Origin of the sequence: Mycobacteroides sp. H001 (assembly GCF_001440005.1) — a bacterium.
In the GTDB taxonomy this organism is placed as follows: domain Bacteria; phylum Actinomycetota; class Actinomycetes; order Mycobacteriales; family Mycobacteriaceae; genus Mycobacterium; species Mycobacterium gwanakae.
The window spans coordinates 230,362-246,880 of the sequence record NZ_LJYH01000021.1 but is presented as its reverse complement, the minus strand read 5'-3'; the positions used below and the strand labels follow the sequence as shown (position 1 = coordinate 246,880).

At 63.3% G+C, this 16,519-nt stretch carries 17 protein-coding genes; 11 read left to right on the top strand and 6 right to left on the bottom strand.

From position 1 onward, the window contains the following. Positions 1-2 precede the first annotated feature (2 nt). From AOT83_RS03160 to AOT83_RS03150, 3 genes are read left to right on the top strand one after another with little or no spacing between them, the layout of a single operon-like run. On the top strand, positions 3-596 hold the full coding sequence (locus tag AOT83_RS03160; protein ID WP_057963864.1) for a class I SAM-dependent methyltransferase: 594 nt from the start codon (positions 3-5) through the stop codon (positions 594-596). Further along, positions 593-1,114 (top strand): DUF1697 domain-containing protein, encoded by a 522-nt coding sequence (locus AOT83_RS03155; protein ID WP_057963863.1) that lies wholly within the window; start codon positions 593-595, stop codon positions 1,112-1,114. Before AOT83_RS03160 ends, AOT83_RS03155 begins: the two co-directional genes overlap by 4 nt. A 13-nt stretch (positions 1,115-1,127) precedes the next feature. Then, complete coding sequence (locus tag AOT83_RS03150; protein ID WP_030094741.1) at positions 1,128-1,937, top strand: class I SAM-dependent methyltransferase; 810 nt, start codon at positions 1,128-1,130, stop codon at positions 1,935-1,937. Positions 1,938-1,964: 27 nt separating this feature from the next. Here AOT83_RS03150 and AOT83_RS03145 read toward each other — a convergent pair whose 3' ends face one another. After that, on the bottom strand, positions 1,965-2,609 hold the full coding sequence (locus AOT83_RS03145) for a class I SAM-dependent methyltransferase (protein WP_057963862.1): 645 nt from the start codon (positions 2,607-2,609) through the stop codon (positions 1,965-1,967). Positions 2,610-2,666: 57 nt separating this feature from the next. Between AOT83_RS03145 and tpx the strand changes: the two genes are divergently transcribed. Both tpx and AOT83_RS03135 read left to right on the top strand, forming a co-directional pair. Next, positions 2,667-3,161, top strand: a complete 495-nt coding sequence (tpx, locus tag AOT83_RS03140) for a thiol peroxidase (RefSeq protein ID WP_030094739.1) — start codon at positions 2,667-2,669, stop codon at positions 3,159-3,161. A 4-nt stretch (positions 3,162-3,165) separates the two neighbouring features. Beyond that, on the top strand, positions 3,166-3,978 hold the full coding sequence (locus tag AOT83_RS03135; protein ID WP_057963861.1) for a nuclear transport factor 2 family protein: 813 nt from the start codon (positions 3,166-3,168) through the stop codon (positions 3,976-3,978). On the opposite strand, the gene AOT83_RS03130 is transcribed toward AOT83_RS03135, so the two are convergent. Together AOT83_RS03130 and AOT83_RS03125 are read right to left on the bottom strand one after the other, a co-directional pair. Beyond that, positions 3,969-4,610: a TetR/AcrR family transcriptional regulator gene (locus AOT83_RS03130; RefSeq protein ID WP_057963915.1), complete on the bottom strand. Its 642-nt coding sequence runs from the start codon at positions 4,608-4,610 to the stop codon at positions 3,969-3,971. The genes AOT83_RS03135 and AOT83_RS03130 overlap by 10 nt on opposite strands. Beyond that, positions 4,603-6,813, bottom strand: coding sequence for an MMPL family transporter (locus AOT83_RS03125; protein WP_057963860.1), 2,211 nt, complete (start codon positions 6,811-6,813; stop codon positions 4,603-4,605). The genes AOT83_RS03130 and AOT83_RS03125 overlap by 8 nt, the downstream gene beginning before the upstream one ends. Before the next feature lie 264 nt (positions 6,814-7,077). Between AOT83_RS03125 and AOT83_RS03120 the strand changes: the two genes are divergently transcribed. From AOT83_RS03120 to AOT83_RS03095, 6 genes are all read left to right on the top strand, one after another. Further along, entirely contained in the window at positions 7,078-7,416 is a 339-nt protein-coding gene (locus tag AOT83_RS03120) for a WXG100 family type VII secretion target (protein ID WP_030094735.1), read from the top strand. A gap of 12 nt (positions 7,417-7,428) precedes the next feature. Then, entirely contained in the window at positions 7,429-9,780 is a 2,352-nt protein-coding gene (locus tag AOT83_RS03115; RefSeq protein ID WP_057963859.1) for a hypothetical protein, read from the top strand. 65 nt (positions 9,781-9,845) lie between these two features. Further along, the gene (locus AOT83_RS03110) at positions 9,846-10,652 is read left to right on the top strand and encodes a hypothetical protein (protein WP_057963914.1); all 807 of its coding nucleotides are present in this window, start codon (positions 9,846-9,848) and stop codon (positions 10,650-10,652) included. Positions 10,653-10,761: 109 nt separating this feature from the next. Beyond that, positions 10,762-11,157 (top strand): hypothetical protein, encoded by a 396-nt coding sequence (locus tag AOT83_RS03105; RefSeq protein WP_057963858.1) that lies wholly within the window; start codon positions 10,762-10,764, stop codon positions 11,155-11,157. A gap of 21 nt (positions 11,158-11,178) precedes the next feature. Further along, positions 11,179-11,763 carry a DUF3558 family protein gene (locus tag AOT83_RS03100; RefSeq protein ID WP_078344279.1) on the top strand — a complete coding sequence of 195 codons (585 nt, stop codon included), beginning with the start codon at positions 11,179-11,181 and terminating at the stop codon, positions 11,761-11,763. A 27-nt stretch (positions 11,764-11,790) separates the two neighbouring features. After that, positions 11,791-13,080 (top strand): hypothetical protein, encoded by a 1,290-nt coding sequence (locus tag AOT83_RS03095; protein WP_057963856.1) that lies wholly within the window; start codon positions 11,791-11,793, stop codon positions 13,078-13,080. Here the strand turns inward: AOT83_RS03095 and AOT83_RS03090 are convergent. The 3 genes from AOT83_RS03090 to AOT83_RS03080 are packed head-to-tail and all read right to left on the bottom strand — an operon-like array spanning position 13,077 to position 16,480. Further along, positions 13,077-13,565 carry a VOC family protein gene (locus tag AOT83_RS03090; protein WP_057963855.1) on the bottom strand — a complete coding sequence of 163 codons (489 nt, stop codon included), beginning with the start codon at positions 13,563-13,565 and terminating at the stop codon, positions 13,077-13,079. The two genes, AOT83_RS03095 and AOT83_RS03090, sit on opposite strands and share 4 nt — an antisense overlap. A 30-nt stretch (positions 13,566-13,595) precedes the next feature. Further along, complete coding sequence (locus AOT83_RS03085) at positions 13,596-14,963, bottom strand: WS/DGAT domain-containing protein (protein ID WP_057963854.1); 1,368 nt, start codon at positions 14,961-14,963, stop codon at positions 13,596-13,598. Next, positions 14,936-16,480, bottom strand: coding sequence for a glycosyltransferase family 39 protein (locus tag AOT83_RS03080; RefSeq protein ID WP_057963853.1), 1,545 nt, complete (start codon positions 16,478-16,480; stop codon positions 14,936-14,938). The genes AOT83_RS03085 and AOT83_RS03080 overlap by 28 nt, the downstream gene beginning before the upstream one ends. Between the last annotated feature and the right edge of the window lie 39 nt (positions 16,481-16,519).

The following is a 16,519-nucleotide window of genomic DNA, read 5'->3' as shown; positions in this document are numbered from 1 at the left end:
GTGTGCCCACCCGGTGGAACCACAACATCCATTACCAGCGCGAGGTACTGCGCAGGGTTCCCGCCAGCGCCACTGATGTGCTCGACGTCGGATGCGGCACCGGGATGCTGACACGTGAACTGGCTCCGCTGGCGCAGCGGGTGGTAGGGATTGATTCCGACGATCCGAGCCTGCGGATCGCCCGCACGGAAACATCGGCACCCAACGTCGAATATATCCACGCCGATTTCCTCCAGCATCCTTTTCCTGCAGGATCTTTCGATCTCATCGCCGCCATCGCCTCACTGCATCACATGGATGTCGAACGTGGTTTACAGCGGATGTCGGACCTGCTGAAGCCAGGCGGCAGGATCGTCGTCGTCGGCTTCGCCGCCAGTCACTCGTTGGCCGACCTTTGGTACAACAGCCTCGGCTTCTGGACGCACCGCTACTACCGCTTCCGCCACGGCTGGTGGGAGCATCCCTCGCCGATTATTTGTGAGGGCCTGGACAGCCACGACGAGGTGCGACGCATCGCCCAGCGCGTGCTTCCCGGCGCCCGGCTACAGCGCCTCGTGCTGTGGCGTCACCTGCTCACCTGGGAGAAGCCATCATGACCAGGTACGCCGCCTTGCTGCGCGGAGTGAACGTTGGTGGCATCACCATGAGGATGGCCGATGTCCGCGACGCCCTCACCGCCGATGGATTCGCTGGTGTGACAACAATTCTCGCCAGCGGCAATGTGCTGCTGGACTCTAGCGATACCGCCTCTGCGGTCAAGGAACGGCTACAGCGGGTACTCGGCGATCGCTTCGGTTACGAGGCCTGGGTGCTGGTGTACGACCTGGACACGGTCGGCCGCATCATCGATGCGTTCCCGTGGGAGCCTGATATCGAGGACGTGCACTCCTACGTGATGTTCTGCAGCGACCCTGCGGTGCTCACCGAACTGGCAGCCCTTGGCGGCGAGCTCGATGACTGTGAACGCATCGCCGCCGGTGATGGCGTGCTGTATTGGCAGGTGCCCAAGTCGCAGACCCTGGCCAGCCCCGTCGGTAAGACGATGGGCAAGAAGCGGTACAAGTCGACGACGACCACCCGCAACCTGCGGACGTTGCACAAACTCGTTCGCTAGTACTGTGGCTGGCATGGCTGCCATTGATGCCCGCCACCTCGACGGGGTGTCGGAGACCGCGCTCATCACGCTGAATCAGCGGGCCACCGAGGCGAACCGGCCCGACGGCGTTCTTGAGGACCCGATGGCTATCGTGCTGCGCGACAGCCTCGATTACGACTACCACCACTTTGGTCGCACCCACCAGGGAATCGCGCTGCGGGCGTTGACCTTTGACAACGTTTCCAACGACTATCTCGCGGCCCACCCGCGTGCCACGGTGGTGGCGCTGGCCGAGGGTCTGCAGACCAGTTTCTGGCGCATCGACAACGGCGAGCTGAACTGGTTGTCCGTCGACCTGGAACCCATCGTGCGGTTGCGCCAACAGTTGCTTCCGCCCTCTGATCGGCTCCGCTACATCGCGCAGTCGGCACTCGAGCACTCCTGGATGGACCAGGTCGACGACTCCAACGGCGTCCTGATCACCGCCGAGGGGCTGTTTATGTACCTGGAGCGCGATGTGGTGTTCGACCTCATCGCCGCCTGCGCTAAGCGCTTTCCCGGCGGGTGGATGGTCTTCGACACCATCCCCTGGTTGATGAGCGTCTATTCGCAGCGGCGCGGTTGGAAGCTCAGCGAGCACTACACGGTGCCGCCCATGCCGTTCTCCTTCACCGCGCACCAATACGGACAGCTGCGGGCTCTTGACGGTGTGCGCACGGTGCGTGAGGTGCGGATGCCTCCCGGACGCGGAAACTTCCTGAAGCTGGCCACGCCCCTGTTCTACGACCTGCCGTTCTCTGACCGGATCAGGCCGGCGATGACGGTCGTCGAATTCGGTTGATCCGCGGGCACTCCAAGCGCGTCTGCACTACGCGGGTTTGACCGCGCGCCCGATCACGATCGACGAGGACGGCATCGGGATTCCGAATATCTTCAGCCAGTCGTCGCGCCGTTCCTCGATCTGGAACCCGGCCCGTTCGAGCGCTGCCAGCGTGTCGCGGTGCGTATGGCAGTTCCCGAACAATCGGGGCCAGAACGTCGCGTCGACCACGCGCTGAGCCACTCCGAGCGCGCCCCCGTGGGCGACGTGCTCGAAGAAACGCACCTCACCGCCGGGCTTGAGCACTTCGAATGCCTGCGCGGCGGCACGATCGGGGTCGCCGACCGAACACAACACCAGCGAGCACACCACCGCGTCGAATCGGTCCTCGCCGGTGACGGTGAGATCCTCGAACACGCCAGCGGTCACCGTCACCGGGATCGCCGAGGCAGCGGCCGCATCCTCGGCCTGCGGACGCAGCCCGGACTCGGGTTCCAGGGCCATCACCGACGTCACGGTGCTCGGGTACAGCGAGAAGTTCGAGCCGGTGCCCGCGCCCACCTCCAGGACGCGTCCGGTCAGGCCCCGCAGATTCTCGGCGCGCAGCTCCTTGATCTCTGGAGGTTCGCGCCGCGCGATGGCGGACCACGTTGCCGAGAAGAACCGGTTATCGAAGCTGACGGGCGTCGTCATGCCTCCAACCTAACCCCGCTGATGCAAACAGCACACGAACTCTGGAACACTGGACCCATGGCACAGATCACGTTGCGCGGAAACCCCATCAACACGGTCGGCGAGCTTCCCGCTGTCGGCTCTCCTGCCCCGGCATTTGAGCTGGTAGGCGCCGATCTCGGCCCTGTGACCAGCGATCAGTACCGGGATAAGCCGGTGATCCTCAACATCTTTCCTTCGATCGACACCCCCGTCTGCCAGACCAGCGTGCGGACCTTCAACCAGCGTGCCGCTGAAGCGGGCGCGCCGGTGCTGTGCGTGTCCAAGGACCTGCCGTTTGCCCAGAAGCGTTTCTGCGGCGCAGAGGGCATCGAGAACGTGGGCACCGCCTCGGCATTCCGCAGCGCGTTCGGTGAGGACTTCGGCATCACGATCGCCGACGGCCCAATGACCGGGCTGCTGGGCCGCGCGATCGTCGTGATCGGCGCCGACGGCAACGTCGCCTACACCGAGCTGGTGCCCGAGATCGCTCAGGAGCCCGACTACGACGCGGTGCTCGGGGCACTGTCCTAAACCGGTGTCCAGCGCACCATTCGCCGACGAGCTGCTGGCGACCGTTCAGGCGTCGCCCGCAGCTGTCGGTGCACACGACAAGGACAGCTGGGTCGGCCTCTTCGCCACCTACGGCCAGGTCAACGACCCGGTGGGTTCGCGGCCTCATATCGGTGAGGCCGCGATCAGCAAGTTCTACGACACCTTCATCGCGCCCAACACCATCGTGTTCGAGGTCGAAAACGATGTGGTTGCCGGAATGTCGGTACTGCGCGATCTGACCATTCACACCACGATGTCGACCGGCGTCACCATGCACATCCCGATGCACCTGCGCTATGACGTGGTGGAGGACGGTCCGGCCGCATCGCTCAAGATCGATCGGTTGTTCGCATTCTGGGAATTGCGCGCGATGATCGGCCAACTACTGGGCGCCGGTAGCGAAGGGCTACTGGCGAGCGCGAAGCTGGGACCGCAGCTGCTGAAGAACCAGGGGCTCAACGGGGTGCTGGGGTTCATGCGCGGCCTCAAGGGCGTTCGCGAGACTGGCAAGCAGCGCGTCCAGGAACTGGCGGGCGCCCTGGCTGCCCGGGACGTCCCGACGGTCACCCGGCTGCTCTCCCCCGATGCCTCCCTCTCCCTGGACGGCGTCACCGACGCATCGCTGGCCGAGTTTGTCTCGGCAACAAGCTCATTGACCGTTAACAAGCTGCTGGCCGCGGGCTCCTCGGTGTCGGCCACCGTGCATCTGGGTGATCGGCGCGGAGTCGGGCTCTTCGAGTTCTCCAACAACTCGGCGGCACCGGGCACGTTGGCGTCGGTGCGGCTCTACTTCTGACGCGGCAGCACTGCGGTCAGATCGACATCACTGACCGCCTGTCCCAGGCACGCTGCGCGTAAGGCGTTGTCGGCGAACAGTTCCGCATCACCCCACGGCAGATACGGTTTGGTGACCAGCATCGAGGCCACTCCATGCGCCGCCGACCACAGCTGCAGACCCATTGCGACGGTGTCGCCGTCGGGGTAGAAGCCTTCCTCCACGAGTTCCTGAACCCCCTTGTGCAAGTGCGCAAATGCCGCACTCACCAGCGTTTCGTCCAGTTCGCTGTCATCGCGGGGCGGCGCCGAGGTGGCCAGCCGGTACATCAGCGGGGTCGCGACGGCGAAGCGCACGTAGGCCATACCTTGCGCGTGCAGGCGCTCCAGCGTGGTCTGCTGATCAACGGCCGCGGCCACCATCTCATCGTCGAGCCGCTGGTAGTACTGCCCGCACACCGCGTCCATCAACTCGTCCTTATCCGCGAAATGCAGATAGATCGACGGTGGGGTCACACCGATCTTGCGGGCCACCTCACGGATCGACGGCGCGCGCAGCTCCCTGGCCTCCAGGACAAGTCCGATTGCGGCGTCGATGATTTCGTCGCGCAGTTGGTCTCCTTCACCGCGCGACGAACGCGGACGCTTAGTCACTGAATCCGATTCGGTCATGGAGTTTGACCAGCGGTTTAGGTGCCCACCAGTTGTAGCGCCCGAGCATTCGCATGAACGAGGGCACCAGCAGCATCCGGATGATGGTGGCGTCGACCACGATCGCGATGGTCAGTCCGGTGCCGAACATGCGCATGAAGGACACCTGCGCGGCTATCAGCGCGGCAAAGGCGATGGTCATGATCATCGCCGCGGCGGTGACGACCCGCCCGGTGCGGGCCACGCCGAGCGCCACGGCTTCGTCGTTGTCGGCGCGGGTGCGTCCGGATGCCATCCAGTACTCACGGATCCGGGAGATGAGGAACACCTCGTAGTCCATCGACAGCCCAAACGCGATACAGAACAACAACATCGGCATGGTGGCGACGATCGTTCCGGTGGCCTCGGTCCCGAATCCGCCCAGGTGCCCCTCCTGGAAAATCCAGATCAGCGCGCCAAAGGTTGCCGTCAGGGACAACACGTTGAGCACGAGTGCCTTCAGGGGCAGTACCACCGAGCCGGTCAACAGGAACAGCAGCGCAAAGGTGACGATCGCGATGATGGCCAGCACCAAGGGCAGCTTGTCCACGATGCCGTCGACGGCGTCACGGTCCAGTTGCGCTCCCCCGCCGATCTTCACCGTGGTATCGCCCGGGCCGGGCAGGGCATGGATGGCGTCGAGCTGACGCTCGGCATCGGCCGTGTAGGGCTTGGCACCCGTCTGCACCGTGAAAAGTGCTGTCCCATCTTTGATCCCGGTTGCACCGGAGGGCGGGCCAACCTTCATGCCCCGGATGAAGGCGCCGGTGGGTGCGGCCACCTCCTTGACGTCCTCGATCTTCGACAGGTCCGTCGCGTACTGATCGATTCCCGTCGGCGGCACCGCCCCGATGCCCTCGGCGATGACGGACAGGTTGGTGGAGCTGTTGTTGTTGAAGTTCCGGCGCATTTCGTTGCCGACCTGGTGCACCGAGGCCGACGCGGGCAGCACCCGGTCGTCCGGGAACCCGAACTTGCCGTCAAGGAATGGCAGGCCGAGAACCACCAATGCCGTGACGATCACGATGGCGATCGGAACCGCGCGGGCCATAACGCGTTTGGTATTCCGGTACCAGAACGTCTCGGTGACGTCCTTGGCGACGGGTTCTGGCCTGCCCAGGATCTTGCGGATGAGACGGCGCACGTCGAGGGCATCGATCCGGTCGCCGAGCAGCGTGACCACTGCCGGCACGATGACCAGTGCCGCGATGGCTCCGACAAAGACCACGGCGACACCCGCGTAGCCGAATGACTTGAGGAAGTACATCGGGAACAAGATCAGCGCCACCAGCGCGAGGGCGACCGTCAGCGCCGAGAACAGCACGGTGCGCCCCGCCGTGGTCATGGTGAGCACCAGCGCCTCATCGCGCAGCTTACCGGCGTTCACCTCTTCGCGATAGCGGCTGATGATCAACAGCGAGTAGTCGATAGCAAGCGCCAATCCCATTGCGACGGCAAGGTTCAACGCGAACACCGATACATCAGTGACGAACGTCAGGCCCCGCAGGATCGACATCGCCCCCACGATCGAGAACACTCCGACCACCAGGGGCAGTAGCGCCGCGTAGAGGCCGCCGAAGATCCAGACCAGTACCACGAAGCTGATCGGAATCGCGATCGATTCCATGACCAGCAGGTCCTTCTCGGACTGTGTGACGATCTGGTTGTAGAGGGTGGCGACTCCTCCGGCCTTGATCGAGACGCCGTCGCGATCGACGGCGAGCGACTTGATGAGAGTCGCCGCGTGCTTTTGCGCGTCGTTCTCGCCACCGGTCAACCCGGCGACGATCAGCCCGGACTTGCCGTCCGTGCCGAAGAGATCCTCGGCGACGGGCGGCGGCGCCGTCCACGCCGAGGTCAGGTTGAGCACGTCGCCGGATTCCTTGAGCTGGCGCTCCAGATCGCTTGCGACGGCGCGCATCTGCGGGCTCTTTACACCCTGCTCGCTGGTAAGCATGAAGACCAGGGACTGATCGCTGATGCCGAACTTATCCGCGAGAACCCGTGTCACATGGGCAGACTCGGAATTGGGGTCTTGCTGCCCGCCCGCGGCGAGATGCTTGGTGACCGGTACGCCGAAGATGGCGGCCGCTATGGCGATAAGTAGTGCCGCACCGAGTACGAGGCGAGGTGCCGCGATAACCGATCGAGCCAAACGTTCCAGCATCGCAACGCCTTCCTCCGGAGAATAACGGCGTTAAGTTATCAGCGATAAGTTAGGCGGTCAAGGTTGCGAGCGTCCCCGCCGACCGCATACCGCACGCAGGCCTTTCTGGCGTTTCCCCTGCGTGCAGTATGCGCTCGGCGAAGGGGTGGGCCAGGGGTCGGGACCCACGGCGATGACCGGTTGAAAAACATGGAACCAAACGCGACCTTGCGCCGTCGGATCTCTATATAGGGGCATGTATGCCACAAAAGAGGAGAGTCAGACATGTCGAGCGTTTCGGGTTCATCGGGTGACTACCTACATCTGGACCCCGCCGAACTGCAGATTCATGCGGACCAACTCCACTCGCACGCCTCCGATCTGAAGGACGCACACGACGCTGCCCACAATGCGATGACCGATGCCCAGGCGGGTTTTGGATCTGGGCGGGCGGCTAAGGCGTTGAACAGCCGGATTTCCGATTGGGAGAAGGAATCCGCAGACCATCACACTGAGTTGACCAGTCACGGTGACAACCACAGGTCGTCTGCGGCCAAATTCGTGAACCGGGACGAAATCAACCGTGCGGGTATCGAGCAAGCGGGACCAAGCAGCGCGGTCTAGGGGGAAACAAATATGGGGATGACACTCGACGAGTTGCAGCACTGGCCACCGCAGATCAAGGCACTCGCGGATGCCGCATCTAAACGGGGTGATGCCAGCCAGCAGGCCGCGGACAAGGTGCAGGCCATCATCGACATGTCGACCTGGAAAGGTGATGCCGGCGACGCTGCCAGGGATGCGATGAAGCGCTCGGCCGCCCGCTTCGAGAACTCCGGGTTTGAGGCGATGTATGTGGCGATGCATGCCAACAAGGCCTATGGAGAGTCGCAAGCGCTGGCCGACGACATCGGCTCCTTCTTGGCATACGCTGCGGCGCCCCCGAAGGTGGACATCTATCCCAAGACCAACACGGTGACGCCGCCGGATATCACTGGTTTGAACAAAGACCAATTACAGAAGGTCATCGACAAACTGAAGGAACTTCACCAGCGGGTGACGGGCCTCATTGCGCGCGGCGAAATGTTGGACGACTCATTGGCTCGCGTGCTCGACGAGGGCACCGGCGGTCACACCATGGCCGAGAAACAAATCGCCGAGGGGAGCCCCGAACAAGCCGAACGCGATGTCCACGACGTTCTCGCCGGTACCGCCACGGAAGAGCAAAAGGCGCGCGTCCAGGCGGCATCGATCCTGAGCCCCGAGCAGATCGCGGATCGCGACGCTGGCAGGCCGGTGCAGTTGACGCGTTCGCAGCAGCAGGTATTGGGGCAACTACAGGCGCAGATGAATGGGATGTCCGTAGAAGACATTCACCGGGCCGAGCGACGCTTGGGCAACAACAAAAGCATCATCGGTAACGCGCTGCAGATGATGGGCTCGAATCAGTACGGCTACGCAAAGACCGAATTACGCCCCGGCGCACAGAGTTCCACCACCGAACTCACGACGGGAGGGTATGACAAGCTGCCCACCTCTGTTCAGAACGCGTTGAATGACAAGTCGCCTGGATACAGCTATGTGTCGCAGGGCCCGGGCCAGGGAACCGCGCCAGTCACCCAAGGATCGACCCTTGGCAATCTCGACAGGCTGTCGGATGTTATTAAAGACGGAGATCCCGGTTTCCAGAACGGCACCGAGCTAGATCGGAAACTCATGCAGCGCGGTGCAGACATCTTGCACTTCGAGAACCAAAACAACGACAGCCACGAAGGTGCCGCAGATTCGACGATTCAGAATATCTTCTCGTCGGCTGGCCGGGATCACGTCGTGGACCACGACATGATGGTGAACCCCGATGGCAAGCGCAACGATCAATTCCTTGGTGATTTGACGCATCATCAATTCACCGACGGCGGTAAGGCGGCGGGCGGCTTGATGAGTTGGACCCACGACTCGGCTCAAGTTGGACCGGGCACCTCTGCCGAGCAGGCAAAGATTTCCGGGGAAACAGCACATGCGTACGCCAGTTACGTGTCCGAACACAAAGAACTGAATGCGTTGCCTGCCAACGACAACCAGGGCCTTGGACAGGGAACGAAGACGCTTGGCCAGCTCAGCCCCGAGCTGGTGAAGGGCATGGCATGGGGCCTGGCCCCCTACACAGCGGTCATCGGCGGCGGAGAACCTGCAATATTCGGGGGCACCCCCGGGTTCGACGAAGCCTTAGACACCGATGACGCCATTGGCAATGGTTCTATGCCTCAAGCCAAGGCACTTTTCAAGGTGCTTGACACGAATGCGGAGGCGGCCACCACGCTGGGCAGTGCCCTGTACGGGGACTCAATTATGGCCACGAACCATTACGCCGAAGCCGTCAAGCAACTCGGCACCGGCCCTATCGGCGACCTGGATCAGGCGGGCAGATTCCGCGGCCTGGCGGACGCCGGGTTGGCCGCAGGCAACGATGCGCAACACAATGCCGAGACCGTTTCCAAAGAGCAGTACGCCAAGGATCTACAGAAACTCAAAGAAGTCGCGTACGGGTCAATCACGAAGGTCCTGCCAATACCGGACTACGCGACCACTCCCTTTGGGATCCTTTCCGATAGCCTCAAGGAGACCGTGATCGGATCTGCTCCCAGCCCAGGCCAGCTGGCCAACAGCACGGTTCCGAACATGAATCCGGCCAACGGTCAGCAACAACTCCTCAACGCATATGTCTCTACCGGCGTGCTAAGGCCTGACCAATTCCCGCCGAATATGCTTGTGCCCGTTGGACCTGAACACCCAGGAGCTATGCGAGTGGGCACCTTAGCCGAACTGCAAGCCATGCGACTTCCCGATGGCTCCCCCGCTCATTTGGGGCTTCTCTCGAACTCGTACCACACCATGGTTGACACTGCTCTCGGCCAGGTACCCGGGAAAGCAGGCGACGCTGGTCCGCTTGTCGACGCATATAACAATGCTGTGAAGTCGACTCAGTGACGCGCCCCCCAGAATGGCGCATAAGCGCCCGGACTCTGATCAGCGTGCTCGCCACGGTCATGGTGATGCTTGCCGGATGTACCCCCCAAGACCAACCGCCAACCCCCTTCACTGGGTTGACTAAAGACCTGCGAATTCGCTGGTCTGCCGAACCAGGCATCGATCTACTGACTGGTCCCGCCGTCATCGTCCGCGCTTACCGCGAGTCTTACGTAGTCGGAGGTCTCATGGCCAACCCTGCGTACTACTACCCAGGCTTCGAGCACGCTGTCCCACCGAACGCCCCAAACGTCAGTCCTCTAATACGGCCGCTCGTTGCCGGCGACCCGCAACTGGAGAGCCGCGGATTCCAGGCGACTACCCCAATCATCGGTACCTGGCGAGAACACATACTGTCCCTCAGCGGCGACCCGACCTCGGGTTACATCGCAAAAGTCTGCGTCTGGGACTACGCCACGGGAGTACGGCAAGAGAACGGCAAATACCGCTATCCGAACCGACTTCCACCAAACGTATCGTCGACTTCGGCACCGGCCGACTTCGCGACGCTGCCCCTCCGGATCACCCTAACCCCGCCCTCACCGTCTGAACCGGACCCCACGAAAACGTCTCAAGGCGGGAGCTCACCTCATCCCTTGACCGACGTATTCGGCGGCTGGAAAATCCGCACCGCCGAGAGTCTGAACACGGCGGCCTGGATGGACCGCGTTACGGACTGGCCGCTGGACGACTATCGCCTCACGCTGTACGCCTGCGCCAAGAAAATTCCTGATCCATACGAGAAGCTGAGCTCCTACATCACGGGCGAACATCCCAAATCCGACTACCCGACTCTGCCTGCCGACCCCGGCTGGCCGGCGGCAGGCACCTGACGACCCGAGTTCCTCCTCATTCGAAAAAACATGGAACCAAATCGGGCCAGCTGACGTCAGAGGTATATGTAGGACAAATATGTCTGCTTGACCAGCGAGGGGAGCGTCCATGCCCGGAGACTCAGGGCTCGATATGAACGAGCTGCACCTGGCTCCCGGAGCCGCGACGAAGGTGTCGCAGGAGTTCAGCGGCGCCGTGGACAAGCTGGAAGTGCTCCGCCGAGACGCACTTGCGTTCGACGTTGAACTCGGCATGGGTGCATGCGCAGAAGGCACGTCTTGGAACAGCGCATTGAACGACTTGGTAACCGGCGCGTCAGACTCAGTCGCCTCAGTCATTGATGCACATATCAAGACCGTAAAGACGTGGGCCGAGTGGGCGAAGGTCGCGCAGAACGAGTATGACAACACCGAGCACCGCAACGCGGAGTCGTTCGAGCAGCTTAGAGGCGACACGATCGATAGCAATGGTCTGGGCGTCTACCCGCCGCCCACCACCAGCTGACAGGTCAGGAAGACTCAACCAATGAAGATTAAGTGGATCGCTGTCGTCGCCACGTCGACTGCTCTCGTTGCAGGGTGCACGCACGACGGAATCCAAGGCACGCCACATACAGGTTCCGCATCAACCTCGCCGACCTCATCTTCATCGTCTGCCGGCATGTCGCCCTCAACAACAAGTACCGACCGCGACCCGGTAGCAGGAACAACGTTCGATGCGTGCACCGCGGTTACCGACGCAGATGTTGCGACGTGGGAAGTAAAACCCAACAAACGTGACGCGCACGCCACCGCGTTCGGCCAGAACGTTCGAGGGTGCATCTGGGACGGACCTAAATGGGGCGTCAAGGTGTACGCGGTAGACACACCGTTGTCGCAGATAGCACAGCCCAATGACAAGTGGGACCGTCACGAGCCGGTCACCGTTGGTACGCGATCCGGATGGCTCGTACACAATGTCAACGGTGCGAGTTGCACGGTGGCCATTCCATCTCAACAAGCCATCGCCGCTGTCCAGGTGGATCTCAATCTCGACTTGACCGAGCAACGCTACGACCAATGCCCGTTGGCCCTCCAGATCATGAAGCAGATCGAGCCGAAAATACCTTAGAGCCAATAGTTTTCAGGAGGAGAAGACATGGGGAAGAAGCAGATCCAGAAAGAACACTGGGAAGGCCACGACCACCAGTCGATCTACAACGCCGCCCAGGCATTCCAGACGGGCAGCCCGCAGGCAGCCCAGGAATCGATCAACAGCATCGCCGAGCAGCTGGGCGACATCATGCACACTCTTGGCGGCAAAGTGCAGGGCATGCTGGTCGAGGACTGGCGCGGCGCGGCCGCGAAATCCTTGCAGACCAACATGTCCGAGTATTTCCGGGCCTCAGAACGAGGCATCATCAGCATTCGGCACGTCGCGGACAGGATGCCACCACTTGCCGACGCGATGAGTGCCGCCAAGTCGAGTATCGAGCCGCCGATGTCCGATGCAGAGGTCGCGCAGAAGAAGAAGTCTGGATCGTCGGATGCCGCAATACAACAGCTGAAGAACCAGGAACAGTTCTTCGCACGCCTGCAGATGGTCGGACTGTTTAGCGAGCCGGTTGTCCGCGAGGGCGACAACGTCACCGATGTCCAGCCACCGAAGGGCAATAACCCCGGCAACATCACGCTTCAGCAGCCCAGCAGCGGAACCGAAACCGGTACCGGTGGTGGAGGTGGCGGAGGCCAGAACGGCGGCGGTGGCAGCCAAAACCCAAGCTCTTCAAACAATCTGGCCAACAGTCTCGCCGATAAGAACACCAAGCCTGCCTTCAGCGACGGCTCGGGTAGCCAGAGCGGACAAGGCCAGGGCGCGGGTTCGGGCGGCGGCAGTGGCGCGGGCGGCGGCAGCCCCCAAAGCGGCTCCGGCGGTTCGGGTAGCGGCTTGGGCAATGCACTCAGTGGCCTCGCGGGCGGCCTAGGCAAGGACGGCTCCGGCTTGGCACCCGGCAACACGACCGCAGCAGGCTTCGGCTCTCCATCGGGCTCCGGCTCCGGCTCGGGTACCGGAACCCTCAGCGGCCCAGGAGCATTGCGCGGTGGCGCGGGTGTACCCGGCCCGGGCGGCGCCGGAACCAACGCCGCCGGCATCGGCGGTGCCGGGGTCCGTGGTGGCGCAATGGGTATGGATGGCATGGGTATGGCCCCCATGGGCGGCGCCCACGGCCGCGGCGGCAAGGGCGAAGACGACGACGAACACCAGACCCCGGAATTCCTCATCAACTGGGACAACGGCAACGAGTTGTTCGGCGATCTACCCAAGGCATCCCCCGGCGTCATCGGCGACTGGTCCGAGCACGAACGTGCCGAGAAGCAGCGCCGCGAGTCGGAAAAACGCCGCTACAAGTCCATGGGCTGGAACGTCGACTTCGGAGACGACGACTAAGACCCGGACTGCGCTGCGGCCACCGCCTCCTTGGCGACGGCCACATCGAGCTTGCGCATGGTCATCATGGCCTGCATCGCCGCGTTACCGGTCACCGGATCGGAGTGGAAGATCAAGTCGATCAGCTCGCGCGAGACCACCTGCCAGGAGACCCCGAATTTGTCCTTGAGCCAACCGCATTGGGACTCTTCTCCCCCGTCAGCCGTCAGCGCGTCCCAGTAGCGGTCGACCTCCTCCTGAGACCCGCAGTCGATCTGAAACGAAATCGCCTCATCGAACGTGAACTGGGGTCCACCGTTAAGAGCGGTGTACCGCTGCCCGTCGAGCTCGAATTCGACGGTGAGCACCGTGCCCTCCGGCATGGGAGTGTTCGGTCCGTAGTGGGTGACTTCGAGAATCCGGGAGTTCGGAAACACGGACACATAAAAGCTGGCGGCCTCTTCGGCGCGAGTATCGAACCAGAGGCATGGAGTAATCGTCGGCATATCTGTATCGACCCGCGCCGATCAGAAAACTCATCGCAATCGGGCAGATACCTCGGTGAGCGCGTCGGCCAGCAGGTCTTCATAGTGATCGGCATCGGGCATCACTGCCGCGCTGGTGTGCACGCTCACCGTCACGGTGTCTCCGATGCCGTGCACCCCATGGGTCAATCCCATCACCGGCGACAGCGCGGGGAATCCGGCAGTGAACACCACCCGCCCACCGCCCAACATCAGATCGGCGGCACCGCGCACCACGCTCGACACCACGGTGTTACCCGCGACGGTGGGCGGCATCAGATCGGTGTTGAAGGCGTTGACACCCGCCCACATCATCGGCGCGGGCAGCGCCGCGCCTCCAGCACGTTGCGCGACCAGCACCGGGTGCACGGCGCGACGGCGCCTGCTCTCGATACCGTCCGCGATCTTCCGGGCCCGGGCGCGTAGATCCGTTTCACCCCAGCACAGGTCGACGCCAACATTGCGGAAATTATTGCGTGCCAAAGATTCACCGGCAGATGCGACGGTTACCTCCGCGCCCAGCCGCTCGGGAACCCACTGGCCGTGATCGCGCAGATACTGCGGCAACGCGATGCCGATCGCGGTGAGAACCGCGACGGTCACACTCACGTTCTCGGTGCGAAGCTCATCGCGTGGCCGCACGATCATCCGGATCTCCCGATGTTCATCGGGCCGTGCATTCAGTGAAATCAGTGGGAATCCCTGCGGTTCCGGCTCCAGCTCACCCGCAGCGACAAGCTCCTGCTGCTGACGGTATGCCTGATAACCATCGCGGCTCGCACTCAGCAGCCGACCCAGCTTCACCGGAAAGCCTGCCAGCCCCCGCAGTGCGGCATAACCGGGTGCCTCCGGCAGCGGCCCGGCCTCCCCCGCCGCATCGCCGAACAATGCCCGCGCGGCCGCGGTGGCCCGCTGACCATCAGCCAATGCGTGCGATACCTGCAGTACCGCGACAATCGCGGGACCCGATGACCTCGGTGCGCCGTGCACTCCCGGGAAAAGGTGAAGATGCCAAGGGCTTTCGCGGATGTCGACGGTGCTCGTGAGCAGTGCGGCGATCGCGGAACGGCACTGCGTCCAGCTGGAATCCGGCAGCGAGTGCACCGTGAGGGGCACCTGGGATTCGTCACGCGGCGCCCAGTACGGGTAATCGAGGTGTCCGGCGACGTCGACGGCCCGCACCCGCAGATCCGCGATGCGCGACGCGCGCGCGGCGAGCGTGTCCCGCAGGGCGGCGACATCCTGCGTCTGCGAATCGAAGCAGAACAGCAGGAACTGATCGTTCGGGATTCTGGTCGACATCCAGTACATCTGGGCGTCGCGGGGTGCCATCTGTTCGACGGATGAGCCGCCTACTTGTAGGTGCGCCACTGGTCCCATAGCTGTTGCCACGGCGCAATTCTGCCGTAGTAGCGGTAGACCTGTGTCTCGTCCTCGCCGGAGGCGTGCAGCAGCTCGATTCGCTGCACCCCGCGGAACCCTTGGGCAAGTGCGGAATCCGGAGCATCGACGCCGATGTACATCATGTCCGTCATCGATTCCGGCGGCGCCCCGAAGTAGTAGTACCCGCGGTGGAAGCTGTAGGCACGGGAAACGCCCTCACGTCCGGCCTCGACGTCATAGGCGGCGGCCATGGGATAGATCTGCAGCACCAGAGCCGTACGGTCACGTACCTCGGGCGGCATCGAATCATAGGTGTCGCGTGCCACCTGGCGCAGGCCCTCCGTGGAGTGATCGCCACCGGCAAGCATGGTGGGCCCCATCTCGCCCGCCCAGGAAAACCAGCGTGCGGCAGTGGCTTCGGACACGATGGGCAGCCTGACGATCGCCATGATCACCGATACGGCCGTCGCCACCCCGATGAGCCCGTAGACCACGCCCCGTACCGCGGCCCGGGAAGGGCGCCACCGGGAAAGCCCCACCGCGCCCGCGGCGATCAGCAAGGCGTACAGCCCCATGGCGTAATAGGCACGGCCATGAGAGGCGAACATGAACGCTCCCACCAGCACCGCGGCCACGCCCAGGTATCGGTAGGCGCGCAGTGACGGCGCTGCCAGCAGCGCCACAACTCCGGCCAGCAGCAGCACCAGTCCGATGAACACCGAACCGATAAGCATGCCCGCCAACAACGCCGCCCCGCGTTCGGACTCCGCGGCCACGATCCCGGCCATCCGCATGTATGGCCAGCCGTGGGTGCCCTGCCAGAGAAGGGTCGGGATGGTGGCCACGACGGTGAAACCCGCCCCAATCCACAATTGCCGGCGGCGCAGCAGCACCCGCGGGCCGAGGACCGCCGCACTCACCAGTACCGAAATCCACAGCGCCGGGATCAGGAATTTGGTCTGCATGCTGATCGCGGTGACGACTCCCGCCCACAGCAGCAGCCGATCGTCAGGCAGTCGTTCCCGGAGACTGCGGGTCCAGCGCACCAACAGCCAGCACACCACCGACCACAGCGCCGGATCGATGGCCGGTGTCTGCAGCCAGTGGGCCAGGATCTGGAACATCGCGGTGGCGTAGGCGATGGCCGCGAGGGATTGCGTGAGGCGGCCACCGCCGAACTCAGCGGCGATCAGCCCACACATCAACGTGCCAATTGCCACCGCGGCGGTCGCCGCCAGGCGCAGCACCCAGAGGGAGCCGGGCGCGATGTTGTCGGCGAGGCCCGCGATGAAGGGCACCAACGGGGGCTGGTCAAAGTATCCCCACGACAAATGGTCGCGGCCCGCGACAACGAAGTAGGCCTCGTCGAAGAAGTACCCGTACCCCCTGCTGGCCCACCCGAATACGAGAGCGGTGATCGCGGTGATCGCTGTCAGTTCGGCGCGCGCCACCCGCACGGACGGTATGCCGGGGATGTCGTTGCCGTCGTCATACCGGGAATGGACCGCCGCCATAGCGAATTCACCATAGCCCTCATGCCATAGACTTCCGGC

What these genes read in the sequence shown, in the direction of transcription:
- AOT83_RS03155 (WP_057963863.1), top strand. Translation starts at nt 593, where the DNA reads ATGACCAGGTACGCCGCCTTGCTGCGCGGAGTGAACGTTGGTGGCATC.
- AOT83_RS03115 (WP_057963859.1), top strand. Translation starts at nt 7,429, where the DNA reads ATGGGGATGACACTCGACGAGTTGCAGCACTGGCCACCGCAGATCAAG.
- AOT83_RS03090 (WP_057963855.1), bottom strand. Translation starts at nt 13,565, where the DNA reads ATGCCGACGATTACTCCATGCCTCTGGTTCGATACTCGCGCCGAAGAG.
- AOT83_RS03105 (WP_057963858.1), top strand. Translation starts at nt 10,762, where the DNA reads ATGCCCGGAGACTCAGGGCTCGATATGAACGAGCTGCACCTGGCTCCC.
- AOT83_RS03145 (WP_057963862.1), bottom strand. Translation starts at nt 2,609, where the DNA reads ATGACGACGCCCGTCAGCTTCGATAACCGGTTCTTCTCGGCAACGTGG.
- AOT83_RS03085 (WP_057963854.1), bottom strand. Translation starts at nt 14,963, where the DNA reads ATGGGACCAGTGGCGCACCTACAAGTAGGCGGCTCATCCGTCGAACAG.
- AOT83_RS03125 (WP_057963860.1), bottom strand. Translation starts at nt 6,813, where the DNA reads ATGCTGGAACGTTTGGCTCGATCGGTTATCGCGGCACCTCGCCTCGTA.
- AOT83_RS03150 (WP_030094741.1), top strand. Translation starts at nt 1,128, where the DNA reads ATGGCTGCCATTGATGCCCGCCACCTCGACGGGGTGTCGGAGACCGCG.
- AOT83_RS03080 (WP_057963853.1), bottom strand. Translation starts at nt 16,480, where the DNA reads ATGGCGGCGGTCCATTCCCGGTATGACGACGGCAACGACATCCCCGGC.
- tpx (WP_030094739.1), top strand. Translation starts at nt 2,667, where the DNA reads ATGGCACAGATCACGTTGCGCGGAAACCCCATCAACACGGTCGGCGAG.
- AOT83_RS03110 (WP_057963914.1), top strand. Translation starts at nt 9,846, where the DNA reads ATGCTTGCCGGATGTACCCCCCAAGACCAACCGCCAACCCCCTTCACT.
- AOT83_RS03100 (WP_078344279.1), top strand. Translation starts at nt 11,179, where the DNA reads ATGAAGATTAAGTGGATCGCTGTCGTCGCCACGTCGACTGCTCTCGTT.
- AOT83_RS03095 (WP_057963856.1), top strand. Translation starts at nt 11,791, where the DNA reads ATGGGGAAGAAGCAGATCCAGAAAGAACACTGGGAAGGCCACGACCAC.
- AOT83_RS03120 (WP_030094735.1), top strand. Translation starts at nt 7,078, where the DNA reads ATGTCGAGCGTTTCGGGTTCATCGGGTGACTACCTACATCTGGACCCC.